At 40.3% G+C, this 18,104-nt stretch carries 14 protein-coding genes and 2 pseudogenes; 8 read left to right on the top strand and 8 right to left on the bottom strand.

Going from position 1 to position 18,104, the window contains the following annotated elements; genetic code table 11:
* Positions 1-133 precede the first annotated feature (133 nt).
* Positions 134-790, top strand: coding sequence for a pentapeptide repeat-containing protein (locus tag NSTC745_RS09715; protein WP_445636964.1), 657 nt, complete (start codon positions 134-136; stop codon positions 788-790).
* A gap of 364 nt (positions 791-1,154) precedes the next feature.
* Here NSTC745_RS09715 and NSTC745_RS09710 read toward each other — a convergent pair whose 3' ends face one another.
* On the bottom strand, positions 1,155-1,829 hold the full coding sequence (locus tag NSTC745_RS09710; RefSeq protein WP_445636963.1) for a response regulator transcription factor: 675 nt from the start codon (positions 1,827-1,829) through the stop codon (positions 1,155-1,157).
* A 583-nt stretch (positions 1,830-2,412) separates the two neighbouring features.
* Here NSTC745_RS09710 and NSTC745_RS09705 point away from each other — a divergent pair.
* Positions 2,413-2,994 (top strand): hypothetical protein, encoded by a 582-nt coding sequence (locus NSTC745_RS09705; RefSeq protein WP_445636962.1) that lies wholly within the window; start codon positions 2,413-2,415, stop codon positions 2,992-2,994.
* Positions 2,995-3,181: 187 nt separating this feature from the next.
* On the opposite strand, the gene NSTC745_RS09700 is transcribed toward NSTC745_RS09705, so the two are convergent.
* Both NSTC745_RS09700 and NSTC745_RS09695 read right to left on the bottom strand, forming a co-directional pair.
* Entirely contained in the window at positions 3,182-4,600 is a 1,419-nt protein-coding gene (locus NSTC745_RS09700) for a sensor histidine kinase (protein ID WP_445636961.1), read from the bottom strand.
* Positions 4,601-5,124: 524 nt separating this feature from the next.
* The gene (locus tag NSTC745_RS09695) at positions 5,125-6,549 is read right to left on the bottom strand and encodes a phospholipase D-like domain-containing protein (protein ID WP_445636960.1); all 1,425 of its coding nucleotides are present in this window, start codon (positions 6,547-6,549) and stop codon (positions 5,125-5,127) included.
* A gap of 215 nt (positions 6,550-6,764) precedes the next feature.
* Between NSTC745_RS09695 and NSTC745_RS09690 the strand changes: the two genes are divergently transcribed.
* Positions 6,765-7,934, top strand: coding sequence for a cysteine desulfurase family protein (locus tag NSTC745_RS09690; RefSeq protein WP_445636959.1), 1,170 nt, complete (start codon positions 6,765-6,767; stop codon positions 7,932-7,934).
* Positions 7,935-8,275: 341 nt separating this feature from the next.
* Positions 8,276-8,494 carry an antitoxin gene (locus tag NSTC745_RS09685; protein WP_445636958.1) on the top strand — a complete coding sequence of 73 codons (219 nt, stop codon included), beginning with the start codon at positions 8,276-8,278 and terminating at the stop codon, positions 8,492-8,494.
* A gap of 18 nt (positions 8,495-8,512) precedes the next feature.
* Here NSTC745_RS09685 and NSTC745_RS09680 read toward each other — a convergent pair whose 3' ends face one another.
* The gene (locus tag NSTC745_RS09680; protein ID WP_445636957.1) at positions 8,513-9,187 is read right to left on the bottom strand and encodes a DUF1294 domain-containing protein; all 675 of its coding nucleotides are present in this window, start codon (positions 9,185-9,187) and stop codon (positions 8,513-8,515) included.
* 136 nt (positions 9,188-9,323) lie between these two features.
* Here NSTC745_RS09680 and NSTC745_RS09675 point away from each other — a divergent pair, with 136 nt between their 5' ends.
* The gene (locus tag NSTC745_RS09675) at positions 9,324-10,058 is read left to right on the top strand and encodes a DUF1995 family protein (protein WP_445636956.1); all 735 of its coding nucleotides are present in this window, start codon (positions 9,324-9,326) and stop codon (positions 10,056-10,058) included.
* 63 nt (positions 10,059-10,121) lie between these two features.
* On the opposite strand, the gene NSTC745_RS09670 is transcribed toward NSTC745_RS09675, so the two are convergent.
* The gene (locus NSTC745_RS09670) at positions 10,122-10,562 is read right to left on the bottom strand and encodes a BP74-related protein (protein ID WP_445636955.1); all 441 of its coding nucleotides are present in this window, start codon (positions 10,560-10,562) and stop codon (positions 10,122-10,124) included.
* A 144-nt stretch (positions 10,563-10,706) separates the two neighbouring features.
* Between NSTC745_RS09670 and NSTC745_RS09665 the strand changes: the two are divergent.
* Both NSTC745_RS09665 and NSTC745_RS09660 read left to right on the top strand, forming a co-directional pair.
* A pseudogene (locus NSTC745_RS09665) lies at positions 10,707-10,895 on the top strand (DUF1995 family protein); the annotation flags it as partial.
* 107 nt (positions 10,896-11,002) lie between these two features.
* Positions 11,003-11,548, top strand: coding sequence for a histidine phosphatase family protein (locus NSTC745_RS09660; protein WP_445636954.1), 546 nt, complete (start codon positions 11,003-11,005; stop codon positions 11,546-11,548).
* A gap of 19 nt (positions 11,549-11,567) precedes the next feature.
* Here the strand turns inward: NSTC745_RS09660 and NSTC745_RS09655 are convergent, their stop codons facing one another.
* The 3 genes and pseudogenes from NSTC745_RS09655 to NSTC745_RS09645 form a co-directional block, all read right to left on the bottom strand.
* On the bottom strand, positions 11,568-11,903 hold the full coding sequence (locus tag NSTC745_RS09655; protein WP_445636953.1) for a XisI protein: 336 nt from the start codon (positions 11,901-11,903) through the stop codon (positions 11,568-11,570).
* Positions 11,891-12,310, bottom strand: a pseudogene (locus NSTC745_RS09650) (XisH family protein). Before NSTC745_RS09650 ends, NSTC745_RS09655 begins: the two are co-directional and overlap by 13 nt.
* 161 nt (positions 12,311-12,471) lie before the next feature.
* Positions 12,472-15,462, bottom strand: coding sequence for a zinc-dependent metalloprotease (locus NSTC745_RS09645; protein ID WP_445636952.1), 2,991 nt, complete (start codon positions 15,460-15,462; stop codon positions 12,472-12,474).
* A gap of 501 nt (positions 15,463-15,963) precedes the next feature.
* Between NSTC745_RS09645 and NSTC745_RS09640 the strand changes: the two genes are divergently transcribed.
* Positions 15,964-17,733: a pentapeptide repeat-containing protein gene (locus NSTC745_RS09640; RefSeq protein ID WP_445636951.1), complete on the top strand. Its 1,770-nt coding sequence runs from the start codon at positions 15,964-15,966 to the stop codon at positions 17,731-17,733.
* Positions 17,734-18,104 lie beyond the last annotated feature (371 nt).

The raw sequence follows: 18,104 nt of genomic DNA, 5'->3' as shown, positions 1-18,104 counted from the left end.
CCTCCCTGGTTGGTGAGCTTGTCGAACCATACCCCTTTCCCTTTCCCCATGCCCAATGCCCAAATAATAAAAGATGCAGCCGATAGACCGCTGTATCACTCATAATTAAGTTGATTGTCCACCAAAATGGCGTATGAGCGATCTGGAGCGGTACTATAGAATTTTGGAATTAGAGCCTGGGGCAACGCTTGAGGAAGTGAACCAGGCTTATAAAGATTTAGTCTTTGTTTGGCATCCCGATCGCATTCCGAAGGAAAATCTCCGGTTACAGCAGAAGGCACAAGACAAGCTCAAAGCGATAAATGAAGCTCGTGAAAAATTGCGCTCTGTAAAAACCAAACATCAAAGCACACATAAGCAGCCATCGTCATCGCCGTTTCACTATGAAACACCATCTCAAACAAGCCAGGCACCATCAAAGCACAATCCAGATTTGAGTGGTAAAGACTATAGTCGAGCAAATTTGAGCAATAAAGACTTATCTGGCAGAAATCTCAGTTATGCCAACTTAAGCGGTGCTAATCTCAGCGATACTTTTATGCACAAAGTTAACCTCAGAGGAGCAAATTTATCTGAAGCTAATTTGTTTCGAGCAAATCTACTTTTAGCGGATCTCAGGGAGGCAAATTTACGTGCTGCTAATTTAATTGGTGCAGATCTTAGCGGAGCCGATTTACGAGGAGCCGATTTACGAGGAGCGCGGATTCGCTCTGGTGAAAGGCTTCTGGTTAAACTAATTGGCGCTAACCTAGCTGGAGCAATCATGCCTGATGGCGAGATTCATCAGTGATGGGGGAGATACTGCGACAGAAAGACGCGGGCAGGGAAGGTTAGCTAAATTCTTTAATAATCAGTTTCATCCTTTTAACTTTTGAGTTGCTTATACCAATTTGAAAAATGATTCTGATAATGAATTCACTAAACCCAGATTCACCAAGCCTATTCCCAATCCAAAATCTAAAATCGTATTAAGTAGGCAGACATAATTAAATATAAAATACAAAAGTTTAAAACCCCTATCGAAACTGTCTTTTCCTCCTGCCCCCTGCCTGCCCTGCTCCCCCTGCTTCCCCTGCCTGCCCTGCTCCCCCTGCCTCCCCTGCTTCCCCTGCTCCCCCTGCCTCCCCTGCTCCCCCTGCTCCCCCTGCCTCTAATTACTCGCGCAGTGCGTAACCTACACCACGCACCGTGTGAATTAGGCGTTTTTCTTTATTTTCTTCTAATTTCAGGCGTAGATAACGAATATAGACTTCGATAATATTAGAATCGCCCATGAAATCGTAACCCCAAACTTTTTCGAGAATTTGGTCTCTGGTAAATACCTGACGGGGATGTGAAAGCAAATATTCTAATAAATCAAACTCTTTGGCTGTTAACTCAATGCTTCTTTTAGCGCGAAATACTTGACGAGTGCGGCGATTTAAGCTTAGGTCTTCAAACTGTAATAAGTCTTCGTCTGTTTCTTGAGTGCGGCGTAAATGAGCGCGGATTCTTGCTAGTAGTTCTTCTATGCTGAAGGGTTTGACTACATAATCATCGGCTCCTGCATCTAATCCTGCCACGCGATCGCTAACTTCATCTTTCGCTGTCAATAAAATTACTGGTACTGAGTTACCTGTCGCTCGCAAACGACGGCAAATTTCTACACCTGAGAGTCCAGGTAACATCCAATCCAGAACGGCTAAATCTGGGGAAGACTCCCGCGCTAAAGTCAATCCAGTAATGCCATCATAGGCTATGCTAACTTTGTATCCTTCACTGCTAAGTTCTAATTCGACAAATCGCGCTAGTTTGATTTCATCTTCAACTAAAAGGATATGTGCTGTCATTTTTTACTCCTAAATAAATTTTTTTAAAATAAAAGTGCTAAAGTAACTTAGTCGTGATTAAGTATCAAATTCGGATACATACTTAGTATTTTCTAGAATTTATTGTCAAGAATTTGCTAGGTAATAATTACATTTTCAGCTTCTTTGCAGATATGCATAAAGCATACTCAGGGGTATATGAAATTGGTTAGGCTCAGTTTGGCAAAACTGCTGGTGTTGTTTTATTCGTTTAACTGCGTTAATAATCTTTTCAAGTCAAGACCAAGGTTAATACTTTAAGTTACCTGCGTGTTTGATTAAAATTTAGTTGGTAAGAGTATAGTGCATAGTTAACTGCCTATTGATTGATTAATTGACATAAATTAACTTTTTGTTTTAATTGCAGAAATAGATAATGAGTTATTTATATGTAGTTCGCACTTTAATATATACAAGTGTAATAAAAATGAGTTTTTCCTGAATAAAGTTATAATTTTTGCTTAAAAAACTGTAAAGCTTTATCTTACAAGCTTTTTTTTGCGCCGCCTCAGAGAAAACATTTTTATAAGAAAATTAATCTTTTAATCTCAGAATACTTTAATTTATGCATCAGCTAGAACTCATAGTGATGCAGCAATCTATTAATTACAAGTTTATTTCCTGCAAAAGCGAGGATTCGATCGTGAAAGGTTTAATTTTTGGTAGTTTATCTGCTCTAATACTCACTACATCTGCTGCGGCTATAGCTACACCTGTAATGTATCAGCAGTCCAATTCTGATACACATACAGTATCTCAAATAGCATTGAATGTAAATGTTCCCCATATTACTAACTCTGGTGCCAGAAATGATACTCATTTTATTAGAGTAGCAGTAGTTGGTATGTCTATAGAAGACTTGATGATTTCCTTACCAAGCCAGATGGAAAGCTTTAATAAAGTTAGGATTGTAAACCAATCTGGTCAAGAAATTGTAGCTAAAACAGAGACTAGTAAAGAACGCGTGTCAATCACCTTTGAGCAGCCTGTAAATTCTGGTGGTTCTGTGGAAGTACAGTTTATTGGCGTACAAAGAAGAGTTCCAGCTGAAAGAATATTACTCTATGGAGTAACTGCGAAAAGAGTTGGATTAAATGGAGATATTCCTATTGGTACAGCCAGAATTGATATTCCAGATAAAGGTTAGAATTGAGAATTCAGAATTCAGGAGTCAGAATTCAGGAGTTAGGAGCCAGAGGTAAAATTTAGTTTCTATCTGGCCCTTGATTTGAAAAGATGTTCCTTATTAACTTTCACGCTGTTCTATATGTAAAAGTGCGGATTTTGCTAACAAAATCTGCACTTTAAATATATGTATTCTGAATTCTATTTAATTATATTGGTAAAGTAATTGTAAAAATACTTCCTTCCCCTAATTTTGATTGTACGCTCACATTGCCACCCATACCTTCTACAAGTGTCTTGACAATTGATAAACCTAAACCAGAACCTCCAGTTGCATGAGATCGAGATTCATCCACGCGGTAAAATCTTTCAAAAATGCGTGCTTGATGTTGTAAAGGAATTCCATAACCATTGTCGCAAACTTGAATAACTACTTTATCTGTAAGTTGGTCTAATTTAAAAATTACGGCTGTACCAGCTTCAGAATATTTAATAGCATTATCAATCAAATTAAGTAATACTTGTTTGAGACGGCTGTAGTCTACTTTGACTTCAATTGGGTAAAATGTAGACTCAATATTAATTTGGCGATCGCTATATTTTTCTGCCATCATCACAATCTCTTCAACTAAGTCATTTAAAACGTAAGATTTCATTTGAAAATGCAAGTAACCGCTATCCGCTCGTGCTAAATCTAGCAAATCTTGTAGCAAACGAATAGTACGTTCTGCTTCCGATGCCGCAGTTTCTAAAGCTTCTTGTTGGGTTTGGGTTAAGTTATTTTGCCGCCGTAAAACGCTTTGTAAGTAACCATGTACAATTGTCAAAGGTGTGCGTAATTCGTGAGAAACATTACTAACAAATTCTTTTTCTTGCTCCCACGATTGCGAAAGACGCGATAGCAACATAGTTAAAGTTTGAGCTAATTCTTTGACTTCGCTGGGTGCATTATCAAGATATAACTGTGGTTGTCCTAAATCTTCTGCGGAAATCACAGCAGCCATTTGATTTAGCTGACGGAGAGGTTGTAGGGAATGCTTGATATAAATGGCGATCGCAACTGTTAAAAGAATAATTGCTAACACACTAATAATAACTAAACTCTGTACCATTCCGACTAAGATTTTCTGTTCGCGGGTAATATCTTTAACTACAAATAATTCACCAAGTAACTTACCCTGCACTTCTATAGAGCCACCGCATAAAATAAAATAGTTTTGATTAATTTTATAAACTTGTGGTTTAATCGGCATTTTAGTTAAAGACATTAACTCAGATACCATAGAGTTAGATAAAAAAGTTAAAGCATTAGATTGTACCAAAATTTTATTTTCAGAATTTTTGACCCATAATAATGTATTGTTATTCGCTAAATTATTAATAGCCTTCTGTAAACCCCTTTCGGATTGCATCATTTCACTATAAATTTGTACATCTCGCGGCAAACGTTTAGCTATTTGCTCTATATTGTGTTTATGGTTATCAATTAAAATTTCCTGGGTTTTCCAACTCGTCCATGTAGCAAGAGCGCCTAATACTAAAGCTGAAAAGCCACCAATACCAACCGTTAGGCGTAGCTGTAATGAAAATACGTCTATATTTTGACAATTTTTTTTGATTTGCTTCACTGCTTTAATGTTTTAGAAAAGTGAGTATTTGGGAGTAAAGTACATTATTTTTCGATTTTTTATCTAAGATTTTACTGTGAATAATCAATTTGAAAAAATAGCTTTGTTGTATTTCTAAACTAAAAAACTAGCAATAGCAAAATATTGCTAGTTTTTATTTATTTGTTTTTTCAATTCTTAGATCCTCCCTAATTATAATTTATATGTAATTTATCTAAATTAAATTAATTTAATCTGAGAATTCCCTGAAAGCTTTTCATATAAACTGAACTTCTTGAATAAACAGAACCCTGGCTTCTTTAAGAGGTTGTTTGAAAAGTGGTTGACTGTGATTTTAATTGCGTTTTTACCCCCCTTAGTCCCCCCTTATAAAGGGGAGAAATAAGAAAAATCCGGGGTTCCCTCCCCTTTACAAGGGGAGGGTTAGGGAGGGGTAAAAATATTTGATACATCAATCATGACTTTTCAAACATCCTCTAATAAGTCAGGGTTCTGAAAATCGCTATTTTCACAAAGGCTTGACTTTAGGAAGACGTTTTTATCTGAGGACATTTTGTTTGCTGGACTTTAATTTTCTGCTGAATTGCTGGCGGTAAGCCAGGTTTAACTTTGGCATAAAGACGAGCAAACTCTCGCACATAATGAGCAGCGACTATCGGACTTTCAATGACTACAAGTGTCTCGTCGTTACCATTATTGGCTGCATCAGACCAATTATGAGAGCCTGTAATTACTGTTTGGTTATCAATAACTGAAAATTTGTGGTGTAGCAAATCGCCTTTGGGTAATGTAGGTACGCCTACGGTTGTAATTGGGTTTTGCCAAGGATGATTGTCAACTTCATATTTACATTTATTACTAAAAGCAAATCCCATCATATCTAATGCTTCACTATAAGGACGATAAGCAAATTGTGGTTCAATTAAAGCCCGAATTTGGACATTTTGTTGATGTCGATTTTCCAAAATATTAGCAAGACGCTGTTCGGAAAATACGAATAAAGCCAAATCAACAGATTCTGTTGCTGAATCTAAAGTTTTGCCAATTAAACCATTACTACTATTAGTCCAAGGTTGAGTGGGAGAAGTAGGCGAAAACTGTACAGTAATTTTGGTTTTATTTAATGTGACTTGTTGAGGGAAACGCGGTGGCTTTTGTAGACCAAATCGGCTATCTGGCTTACCTCCGGGGCCGTCACCCCACATAATATTAAACTCTTGTGTAAATAAAGATGCTAATTCTGGGCTGTCAATTTGCAATAAGTTATTGGCATTACCTAAACTGCTAGGATTTGTATAGTCGCCAAAGGTATCGCTCAAGGTAAAATTGGCTGAAGTAATAATTACAATGCGATTATCTACAATCAAGAACTTATGGTGCATCAAACTACTACCCGCTGAACCATCTGCTTTATCGTCTAGCCAGGAAATTTTCGCATTTTGTAAAATTATTAAAGCATCTCTTTGATTTATTTCTGCGGGAGTTAGTTGATTATCGTGGTTAATATCAATAAATTGGCGAAATTCTTGATAGCGTTCTCGTTCTCTTTTATCTAATTTACTTACTTCCTCAGGTGTAAAACTACTCCAAGGTCGGCTATAGGTATTTTCTAAAATTAACCTGACTTTTACTCCAGCTTTTTGTCTATCAACGAGTGCTTGGGCGACTTTAGGTAAACGTAATTCTTGCACCGCAACATCTATTGTAGATTTAGCTTGAGAAATAGTATCAACAATCTGTTTTTCTAAGTCATCCCCCAGCCGAGTTTGCTGGCGGTAAGGTTCTTTGTATTCCGAAGATTGAGAATGGTTAAAGTAAACTTTAACTAAGGGATCTTGTGGTAAAGCTGCTAGAAGTTTATTAGATGACTGGATTCGTTGACAAGCAGCAAGAGGAAAGATCGGTAAAAAGATATATAAAAAAAACCTTTGTCTAGATAAAAATTGCACTGTAATCTGTTAAAAGTGGATTTAGAGGGGATATATTTATCATTCCCAAAATTTAGGATTATGAAATGAAGTAAAAAAATAGCTTTCCCAGGCAAGAAAAACCCACTCATACATGCAAAATTACAGAGATTTTGTCAGATTTGTCCCCCTAAAGTGTAAGTGCTAAAAAAATCAGCAGCTTATTACCAGCGTGTGTTCTCTCCATTATCGGTTATATGCAAATTTATCTAGATTACAGCGCGACTACTCCTACTCGCAAAGAAGCGATCGCAGTTATGCAAACAGTCCTCACTCAACAGTGGGGTAATCCTTCCAGCTTACATGAATGGGGAAAACGGGCTGCAACGGTTGTGGAACAAGCCAGAGTCCAAGTTGCTTTGTTAATTAACGCCGCCACTCCTGAATCGATTGTTTTTACCTCTGGGGGTACTGAGGCAAATAATCTGGCAATTATGGGTGTGGCTCGCTTATATAGCGTTCCTCGACATATAATTATCTCCAGCGTCGAGCATTCCGCAATTTCCGAGACAGTACGGTTGTTAGAAATAGGGGGTTGGGAAGTTACGCGCTTAGATGTAGATACCAAAGGCAGAGTCAATCCCTTGGATTTACAGGCGGCGTTACGACATAATACAGTGTTGGTTTCCGTAATTTACGGTCAAAGTGAAGTTGGGACTGTACAACCAATTGCAGAATTAGGAAAAATTGCGCGATCGCATGGTGCTTTATTCCATACAGACGCGGTACAAGCTGCGGGACGTTTAGCCATAGATGTACAACAACTCCCCGTAGACTTACTTAGCCTCGCCAGCCATAAAATCTATGGCCCCCAAGGTGTAGGGGCGCTGTATGTCCGTCCTGGTGTGGAATTGATGCCTTTACTAGGTGGTGGTGGGCAAGAAATGGGATTGCGTTCTGGTACGCAAGCAGTACCGATAATTGCTGGGTTTGGTGTAGCGGCTGAATTAATAGCAGAGGAATTGGCTATAGAAACACCACGGTTGATTCAGTTACGCGATCGCACTTTTGCCCAGTTAGCTGAAATTCCTGGTTTAATTCCTACAGGGGATAGTTGCGATCGTTTGCCTCACCATGTAAGTCTGTGCTTAGAATACGCCGATGGTGAAAAACTCACCGGTAAAACTTTAGTAAAACAGCTAAATCTTGCTGGCATTGGTATCAGTGCCGGTGCTGCTTGTCATAGTGGAAAACTCAGCCCAAGCCCGATATTGTTAGCAATGGGTTATTCCGAAAAAGCTGCCTTGGGCGGAATTCGCATCACATTGGGGCGCGATACCACTGAAGCCGATATAGATTGGACAGCGATGGTATTGAAGCAAGTTTTAGAAAGGCTGACACCGGATTTATCTCTAGTTAAGCATTAGTACTTGATACTAAAATTTGGATATGGCATTTGCTGGAGTAATTTCTAGGTTAAACAAGTCTTTTAAAATCAGCTAAATTTTGGGTCAAATGTAATAATGTTCGTCGTCAATAGGTGACCGCCTTTACCACTTTGCTCCTTTCGCCACTGTAATATTCCTTAGCAGAACTGCTAATGGCGATCGCTCCACTTTATTTCACTGTGACCAAAAGCATCACACCAGTTTTTTATAAATATAATTTTGAGCGTGTCTCCCATGCAATCGCACTCTAAAATCAGTATGTGAAGTATCTTGGTGTTTACTACTATGAACTTTTCTGTTTATTTAAGGACAACAACATCATGAACACTGCTAAAGTTACCACTGATGGCACTCACCAAATCGTTATTTTGCCCGAAGAGTTTCAACTCACTGGCACTGAAGTTTATATTAAAAAAATTGGTAATGCCATTGTTCTTATTGCCAAAGATAACCCCTGGCAATCCCTCATTGATAGTCTAGACAATTTTTCTGATGACTATATGACTACCAGAGATCGGTCAATTATTGACACCGAATAGTTTATAAACTCGACTTTCTTATACTTTAAAAACACTGCTGAAAAATAAACCCACCAGTTTTTTTCCAAAGAAAAGCCAATCACACCAAAATATAATGTGAATAACTACTATTACCCAAAAAACAGCTTGGTATGAAGCTTTGCTACTTTTGTGGTGTAATGTTTTTTGGGCGATAAATGCCCCCAACCATCCACCCATAAATTCACACAAATGTAATGTATTTTCTGGTATTCTCCAACGCCCCTGCTTTGCACGAGATTTATCATCTGCATACAGTATAAAGGTCAGTAAACTCATTACAGTATAGAGAATCAGAGGAATTGCGTTGAAAGCCGTCAAGGCAAAATGCAATGCTCCTAAACTTGGCAAAAAGCATAAGAGCAACACCTCGAATATTAATGAAGATTTGGCTTTGGGTTTGAATGTTTCTTTCTTTATTCCAGAAGATGAGGTTTTCGGGATACGTTTGGATACAATCTCCTCAATGAAGGCATTGGAAGCATAAACTTTTCCGTCTTTATCAACCTTTAGCTGATAGCAAATCACATCACCAACTTGTGGACGATGATTTGTTTCTTTGAGTGCAGTGATGTGAAGAAAAACGTCTCGACTGCCTTCACTGGAGTGGATGAAGCCAAAACCCTTGTCATCCTTCCATGTTGTTAATTTACCTTTATGAAAAACAGGTTTCATGAAATACCCTGGTATCAATACTTTATTTTTAAGGTTCCCATATCAATATCAAATAATTCATATTCAAATTTAGCAACGCTCAAATCACAGCCAATGCTGGAACAATAGAAGTAATGCTAAACCAAGATAATAAATCATGAGTGAACTTCCCAATAGTCTTGAAGATGCGATCGCCCAATCTCAAACAGCTGTCAAAGCCGCCCTTGCTGATGGCTGTAATCGCCTACAAGTTGATTTTCTGTTCCCAGAACTGAAACTGATGCCTGTGGCGGAACAATTTGTGCCACTGTTTGCTGAATATGATTCTCGCTTGAAAGTTTTCTTTGCAGATGCTGGGGCTGCGGCCTTAGCCCGCCGCGATTGGGCTGATGCACCATTTCAAATTTTGGATATCGGCACAGGAAGGGCTGCTTCGTTACAAACAAAAATTCAGCCAGAGGATGAAATTTTCTTATTCATCACCCCCACTGCTGTAGAAGTACCGCAGTTAGAAAAGTTATGTGAAGTAATCGGCGATCGCCCTTTAGTATTTTTAAATCCCCGCCTTGAAGATGCTGGAACTGTGGGCATTGGTTACGCAGCTAGAAAAGTCCGCGATCGCTTCATTAATACCATTGAATCCGCCTATTACCTGCGCCCGATAGACGAGCAAACTGCCTTATATCGCTGCTACCCAGGACAGTGGGAAATTTGGGTGGAAAACGGCGGTGAATATCAAAAAATTGCCGAATTACCCACAAAACCATCGGGTGATGAGTTGGATCTCATCCTGATGAAGGGACAACCCCAAACAACAACCAACGCTGTGCCAGGAAGAAAGCCCAATGTGTTTAAGAGTTTACAACGGTTTTTAAAAGCTTTGAGTAGTTAGGAAAAAGCAGAGGTAGCAGGAGAAAACTTAATCGCCTGCTGCCTCATTGTCAATTTTCTATTACTATGAAATTTCCTTAACTAGGCGGGAACTCCAAGGACACCAGAGGCCACCTGGTAAAAATGGGCCGCCTGCCTCATCTAAATGGTCTTCGGTGTATTCAATTGAAGCATCACAAACTTCTATCGCCACTTGAAAGAAATTGATAGACGCTGGGTCTAATTGGTAACTCCAACCTGGATTGTATGCGGCTGGTCTTTTTATGATTCTTCCGTATATATGGGTTGTATCTTTTTCTTTTCCACTGAGTATATCCCTCGCTTGTTGAATTTTACTCTCATCAGTAAGTTCCACAACAAATTGACCACGATAAGGTGGAGTTTCAAATACAAATCTGGCAGGAGTAGCGGCGTATGATGCTGAACTAAAACCCATAGCAAGGATAGCTACAACAGCCAACACAGTTAGTACTCGACGGATTAATTTTCTTGCGATCGCAATCATAATTTTCCCTATGTAGGTAAAAATGTTGCGAGTAAGCTAACACGATGGAGAAAGTGACACAAGGACAGTTAAGACAGTTAAGACAGTTAAGAAAAAATTATTAAAAAAAAATCAGGATTGTGCGGAAAACTCAGTTTTTGCACGTGGGAAATTTGGGTAGAGAACGGCGGTGATTATCAATTAATTGCCGATTTACCCACAAACCTATCGGGTGATGAGTTGGATATCATCTTGATGAAGGGACAACCTCAAACAACAACCAACGCTGTCCCAGCAAGAAAACCGAATGTGTTTAAGAGTTTACAACGGTTTTTAAAGGCGTTGAGTAGTTAGCAGAAAGCACAGCTAGCAGAAGGAAACTTAATCTCCTGCTGCTTATACGTCTTTTTAAAGTAAAATACAGGATATTTCCATATATTTAGGGCTAAAACAGAAACTTAATGTTGAAAACCCTGTATATTCTGCGACATTGCCAAGCAATTGGACAGGAACCTGAGGCGGCGCTGACATCAGAAGGATATCTACAAGCGATCGCTCTTAGTAGTTTATTATTCGGATTTGGCATCGAGCGAGTAATCTCCAGTCCATTTACTAGAGCATATCAGTCTATCGCTCCCTTGGCTGAACGTCTGGGTCTGTCAGTGGAGACTGATAACAGACTTGCAGAACGCGTTCTGTGTGCAACACCGCTTGCTGACTGGCGCGAACGATTGGCTGAATCATTTATTAATCTCGATTTATGTCTGGATGGTGGTGAGTCAAGCCGTGATGCGATGGCGCGTGGAATAGCCGTAATTGATGAAGCATTGCAGCAAAAAGCAGAGACAATCGCGATCGTTACCCACGGTAATTTAATGGCGCTAATCCTCAAGCATTTTGACGATGGCATCGGTTACGCCGAATGGCAACAATTGAGCAATCCAGATGTCTATCGCCTACAGTTTGTCAACAGTGGAACACACCTAGAGCGAATGATATTTTTCTAAGTATTTTAGCAACAACCCTTTAGCTTACAGCATAATCTGTATACTGCCGCACATAGGGCGGGTGAAATCCTACTACAATATCGTGTTTTGGTACTCCCATTGCCACCAGTTGCTCGCCTACATCTTCTTCTGTGCCATTCCACTGAATCCAAATCTTGCCGTTTTTAATATCAAAATGCATCACAGGGCCAAAAACTCGATGTTTATTTTGCCAACCAATATATATCAGTTGGTAATGGTCTTGTTCTACGTCAAAAATTGTTTGAGGTTCAATTTCATTATTAGATGAGGTAAACTGAGCATATTCTGTGATTAATTTCCGAATACACTCCCGATATTTTTCTAAATCTGCCATCGGAGAATTTCCTCCTTTTCCACATCATAAACTATCAGATTAATTTGACTTCGCTGGATAATATTTTTAATAAACGGTTTAATTAAAAAACTGTTATAAGTATTTAAGGGCATTGCTAAATATAAAATTAGCTCAGAGCCTATTTCTTCTAAGGCGTATCGATAATTAATAACCTAACCCACCGCTGTATGAAACTCAGAAATAGTTGAAGTACCGATAAAACTCTTAACTTCAACGGCTATTTTTTGTCCTTCTTTTTCTGCCGCAATAATTTTCTCTGCCCCTAAATCAATATACATATCAACAATATTTTCTATGCGAATTAGCAAAGGATCGTCAGTAATTCGCCATCCGTCTTTTATTAATGCTGATTTCACAACATCATGAAATTTATCTTTAGCTGACATAAACTTTTTTCTCAGCCTATATCGGCATTCTATATATATTTTACCAAAATACTCAGGTAACAATAAGAGTTAGGAATTTTACTATTAACTCCTAACTCTTGTAGAGACGCGATTCATTGCGTCTTTCTTGTACAGACGCGATTCATCGCGTCTGTACTTTTTTAATTTGCTTGCAACGGCGCATTCAAGATTTTCTCAATGCGATCGCGTGTTTCTAGGATGTGCGCTTTGGTATATTCATCATCGGAATTAACATCTTTGAGCTTATCATCCAATTGTTTTAGTTTATACCATGCCAAAGTCCGAGCATCTTCCGGAACATATTCTTTGCGTAACACCATGTTGCTTAAAATGTCTAAGTATTCGCGCTGCAAGCCTCGGCGCAAGCTAGCAATCTTCATTGGTTTACCTTTTGGTTTGATGACTTCCGTCCAAATACCTGACTGTAATGTGTCAAATAGTTCTGGAAGAGTCAGCGCATTTTCTTGCTTGGTTTTGAGTTCGATATCTTTGAGACGAGAAAGGCGATCGCCTGAGAGTAGATCCCGCAACACCGAACCCTGCAACAATAACACCAGATCGTGAATTGGATAATCCAAACGACCAACTTGTGGCGAACTACCCCAATGTCGCCAACGGGAAGGTGCTAATTTATTCAGCAGTTCTGGCGAAAAGCTGAGGGCATCTTCGGCAAATAGATATTTTTGCAGTGTTTCTAAAGCCTGACGTTGTTGTTCAACTGGTACTGGTTCAAATGGTAATCGCCGTTGCCCTACTCCTGACGGTATTTCGTTGGGGTGGACGCGGTAGAAAGACTGACCGCCGATGTATTTTGTGGTGTAGTATATTTGCTGAAAATAGTTACCCAATACCGTACTAAAACGTTCGCTGACATCGCTGTAACTATCTCCATCAATTGGAAAACGTTTATCAAGACGTTCCCACATCACACGGGAATTATTCAGCTGCCACTGAGAATAAAGCAGCACATTACCGCTGTTATCCCAGGCGTCAGCAGTCGGATCGAGGTCATACACATCTTCGTCGGTGGAATAACTCAACTCAGGCTTGTAAGATAGTGCAGCTATCTCCTCTAAAATTGACTTTTCCGCTACAGGAGTTGATGTTTCAATGGGCACGTAGCCGTACTTAATCGCCCATTCATCATAAACCCCCACCATACTGGGAAAATAATCTCCCTGTTTTGTACCTTGGGGAGCAATGTTTGGGGGAATATAGTCCATCACGGAAGTTGTCAAACCTTTTGTTTTAGTAATTTCCGTATTATTCATCTCTTCTGGTGCTAGCAGCGTACTACCACGGAAGTTATGGCGTAAGCCAAGGGTATGTCCAACTTCGTGGGCGATGATTAAACGCAAATATTGATTGATGTATTCTTTCACCTGGTTTTGATTGGGTGTGGTATCTGGCAGCAGTGACATTGCCAGGGAACCAAAGGCAAACTGATTCGCTGCTTCCATTCCATAACACAAGTCGTACTCGCCTGCCATTTTAGACAAATGACTCAAAAACCCTTGGGATGGTTCTGGCGTATTTTTCTCTTTGGCATTTAAACCATTGGCGCAAAGTAAACGATTTTGCATCAATGCCGATAAAGTAGCGGTATTTTGTGCTTGGTTGGGTTGGACAATTTTGCGATATTCATTCTTGAGTGCCCGCACAAAACTAGCATCTACAAGAATGTCTGCATCTAAAATTTCTCCAGTCAACGGGTTAACGCGGGATGGCCCCATTGCAAAGTATCCATCTACAGTGTTAATCCAGCGAATCGTGTTGTAACGAATATCTGCTGGGTCCCAAGTAGCGTCATCTGGCATTTGGCGGACTTCAATGGCATCCTTGAATCCCGCTTTGACGAAGGCTTTGTTCCACATCAGAATGCCTTCTTGGATCGCATCGCGGTATTCTAAGGGCACAGCGTTATCAATCCAAAAGACAATCGGTTTTTTGGGACGAGAAATTGCTGCTTTTGGGTCTTCTTTTTCCAAGTTCCAGCGGTTAATGTAACGGACAAAAGAATCGCCGCGATCGTCTTTGGATAAATCTTCGTAGGCGGTGATAAAATAGCCGATGCGATCGTCAGCAATCCGGGGGCGATAATTGTTATCAGGAAGTTGAGAGAGGCTATAGTGGACGCGTAACGTAAAACCACGGTTATCAGCTAGTGAGGCAAAGCTTGGGGTTTCACTGTCTTTACCACCAGAGAAATTTAAAACTGACTCAACTTCTACATTTTGGGGAAAAGCTTTAGAATTACCGAAATATGACTGGTCTGTGGCTCCTGGGACTCCCAAACTTAAAGATAATCCCGCTAAGTCTGTGAGTAACAAATCGCCCAAGTCGATGAGAATGGTTTTGCGTTGCGGATGAATGCTTTTAATAGAAATATTGTAGAGAACAGAGTCGCTAAAAGAACGGGCAAGCGATCGCACTTGCGGATCTCCCTCACGAGTCCGAAAATTGACATTGCGAATTACAAATTGTAAATTATTGTCCACCCGTCGGAAATAAAATAAAAAATCTTGCAAAGGCATACCGCTGTAAATACCTCGTTCGCCAATGCCTGATTCCAAGGTCGCCGCAGCGAGAAAATTTTTATTCAGTTGCTCTGGTTTAATTTCTAAATAAATTTTATTCTTCTCTTTATTCCGATAAAGCGAGAATAATCCTCCCTGCTTGACAGTATCTTTGACTACTTCATCAAAGTCCTCTAAATCATCCTTTGCCTCTGGTTTAGTACTAGAATTCGGTTTGGAATTCGGTTTTTGTGGCGGTTTAGCAACTTGCAAAAATGGTTGCTGTGGTGCTTTTTTCGGGTCTTTTACTACCCACATAAACGATTGAGGCTCTACTTTTTTATTTTGATTGAGTACCCAAACTTGCCCTGCTGCTAGCCTGTGTTGGGGACGAGTATCGATCTCTTGTGGCGATAAGGTAGAGGTTTCGGTTGAAGAAGTTTTTATAGTTGAGGAGCTATTAGACTTTTGTTTACTTGTATCTGTGACTAACGCTGTCTGATGGTTGGTAGACAATGAATTAACTACATTAACAGCCAATGACTTGGTGCTAGTCGTTACAATTCCTAAAAATAAACTTTGTAACAAAATCATATAAAAGCTTAATCTGGTCATCGCATTCATCCCCAATAACAATCTTTCGTTAAGTTTTAACTTTTGCAAAGCTACGCAGTGCGTCTTGTGTTGATTCAGTACCTGCTTTATATCAAGCAGCAAACTTTGACTTCAATTTTAATCGGCATTTTTCCGGTTTTTTGTACTGTTTTACAGTAGGATTTTTCCTAATAATTGCGTCTCTCACAAAGAGTAAGTATTATTTTTACATCAGAGTAGTAAATCTCGTGGGAAAAAAATATAACGAATTCGCCAACGCCGCAAAACTATGCCATTTTTGCAATAATTTTTCACTTGACAATTTATTTACATCAACAGTATCAGTTTTAGGCTCAAAACTCCTTATACCAATGCTTTCAACAAATGCGATCGCCAATTTACAAGCATAAATAGTAAGTATTTATACGAGTATTTTGGTCGTGGAAAGCAAACTAGCAACAGAAAAAATTTTAGTTCGGAATAATCAAAACAATTACATTAAATGTATCAACGGGCACAGAAATGTCAACATATTTATCTCAAGTCTGGAAGCTGCTGACAAATTATGTGAGAGGTACAAGGTTCCAAGAGATGCCAAAAAGTACATCTGCGGAAACAAAAGCAGTTTTACCTCTAAGAAAAAGTATTAAAGAACCAGACGAAAGCCTTAAATTTGTTCAAGATAATTTGCCAGAATACTTATTGTCTGAAAAACTGCAAAAAAGTTTAGAAAAATGGACATTCACAGGGAACACTTGGAATTCTAAGATAGACGAAAAGATATTGACTAGGCAACCTGCTGGGTTATGTTTTGCAGTGGGCGATCGCCAGATGCACGAGGAAATTTACGATTTACTAGGTAACGGTGCGCTGAAACCCGAAATAGTCAACGATGTGATGGAATTCGCGGTTACAGATAAAAAAATTAACATAGAAGTACTTTTTTGGCGGTTAGAAGATTTTTATCATCGTTGGTGTCAGGGAGAGTTTATTGATGCCACACCAGAGGATAACCTACCTCAGAAAAAAATGTTACAGTTGGCAGCAAAAAATATTGCGATCGGGCTGAGACAGATAGATATATATACAGGGCTTAACGTGCTGATTTTACTGCTAGAGTTACACCGCTACGCCCAAACACGCGATCGACTCCAACAAAAAATCATTTTCTATCCATCTGCTCAACCAGACACAGACAATTTTTTCACATCCCAGCTGTTGCGAATCCTGAATTATAGCGATGCTCTGGAAATTGGTAACTTTAGCAGTATAATCGGGCAATTTCTCAAAGGCGGCAACTTTATCGGTGCTTACCTCGGCGATGCCAACCTGACTGGGGTAGACTTTAGCAACGCCAACCTCAGCCGTGCTTATCTTGGCGATGCCAACTTAACAGGAGTCAACTTCAGCGGTGCTAACCTTAGCGCTGCTAACCTTGGAGATGCCAACCTCAGCGGCGCTAACCTCAGCGGTGCCAACCTTAGCGGTGCCGACCTCAGCAGCGCCAACCTTAGCGGTGCCAACCTCAGCTGTGCAAATTTGAACCACGCCAACCTTAGCCGTGCTGACCTTAGTAGTGCTAACCTCAGTCGTGTCAACCTAAAAGCCGCCGACCTCAACCGCGCCGACCTCAGCAGTACCGACCTCAACTGTGCCGACCTCAGCAACGCCATCCTTTTCGGTGCCAATTTGAGTGACGCCAACCTCAGCAACACCAACCTCAGCCATGCCGACCTTTGCCGTGGCGACCTCAGCGGTGCTGACTTAAGTCACGCCATCCTCAACGGTACGAACCTCAGCGACACAATTCTTTTCAGTACCAACCTGAAGGGCGCCATTCTCATCGCTGCCGACCTCAGTTACGCCAAACTCAATGGCGCCAAGCTGAGCAACGCCAGACTCGACGGTGCCATGTTCTTAGGCGCTGACCTCAGCGGCGTAGACCTGAGTCGAGTGACTCTCAACGAAGCCGACCTCAGCGGCGTAATTCTCAACGACGCCGACCTCAGCGGTGCAGACCTCACCGATGCCATACTTTTTGGCACAGACCTCAGCTATGCCAACCTAAATAGTGCTAACCTCAGCGGTAGTAACCTTAGCGGTGCGCTTCTCAATGGTGCAAATCTCAGCCATAGTAATCTCAGCAGCGCCATTCTCGGAAGTGCCGACCTCAGCGACGCCAACATGGAACAAATGACCTGGGGTCAAAAGCAGCAGTGGGAAAGCGTGCGGGGACTTGAGAAAGCAGTTAATGTCCCAGAGGCGTTGAAGGAAGAGTTGGGGTTGAAGTGATAAGGGGATGAGGAAGACGCGAGGACGCGGAGATAGGGAGATGCGGGGGCATTTTTAGTCTTTGCGTTTTTTGTAATTGGTTATTCTCGTAGAAGAATTTTCTAGTTCAGAACACAAGTGCTTTGGTTAACAATGCAAGTGCTTTGGTTAACAACGCAAGTACTTTGGTTCACAACGCAAGTGCTTTGGTTCACAACGCAAGTGCTTTGGTTCACAACGCAAGTGCTTTGGTTCACAACGCAAGTGCTTTGGTTCGCAACGCAAGTACTTTGGTTCACAACACAAGTGCTTTCGTTCACAACACAAGTACTTTCGTTCACAACACAAGTGCTTTGGTTTAGAACAACAACTTTTGAGTTCCAAACTCCATT

It is taken from the genome of Nostoc sp. DSM 114161, from assembly GCF_052692665.1.
The sequence above is the reverse complement of the archived record's forward strand: the minus strand, read 5'-3'. Positions and strand labels throughout refer to the sequence as shown.

Coding starts and splice junctions, on each gene's coding strand:
- NSTC745_RS09715 (WP_445636964.1), top strand. CDS start 134: ATGAGCGATCTGGAGCGGTACTATAGAATTTTGGAATTAGAGCCTGGG.
- NSTC745_RS09670 (WP_445636955.1), bottom strand. CDS start 10,562: ATGATTGCGATCGCAAGAAAATTAATCCGTCGAGTACTAACTGTGTTG.
- NSTC745_RS09685 (WP_445636958.1), top strand. CDS start 8,276: ATGAACACTGCTAAAGTTACCACTGATGGCACTCACCAAATCGTTATT.
- NSTC745_RS09710 (WP_445636963.1), bottom strand. CDS start 1,829: ATGACAGCACATATCCTTTTAGTTGAAGATGAAATCAAACTAGCGCGA.
- NSTC745_RS09675 (WP_445636956.1), top strand. CDS start 9,324: ATGAGTGAACTTCCCAATAGTCTTGAAGATGCGATCGCCCAATCTCAA.
- NSTC745_RS09645 (WP_445636952.1), bottom strand. CDS start 15,462: ATGACCAGATTAAGCTTTTATATGATTTTGTTACAAAGTTTATTTTTA.
- NSTC745_RS09705 (WP_445636962.1), top strand. CDS start 2,413: ATGCATCAGCTAGAACTCATAGTGATGCAGCAATCTATTAATTACAAG.
- NSTC745_RS09655 (WP_445636953.1), bottom strand. CDS start 11,903: ATGGCAGATTTAGAAAAATATCGGGAGTGTATTCGGAAATTAATCACA.
- NSTC745_RS09660 (WP_445636954.1), top strand. CDS start 11,003: ATGTTGAAAACCCTGTATATTCTGCGACATTGCCAAGCAATTGGACAG.
- NSTC745_RS09680 (WP_445636957.1), bottom strand. CDS start 9,187: ATGAAACCTGTTTTTCATAAAGGTAAATTAACAACATGGAAGGATGAC.
- NSTC745_RS09690 (WP_445636959.1), top strand. CDS start 6,765: ATGCAAATTTATCTAGATTACAGCGCGACTACTCCTACTCGCAAAGAA.
- NSTC745_RS09640 (WP_445636951.1), top strand. CDS start 15,964: ATGTCAACATATTTATCTCAAGTCTGGAAGCTGCTGACAAATTATGTG.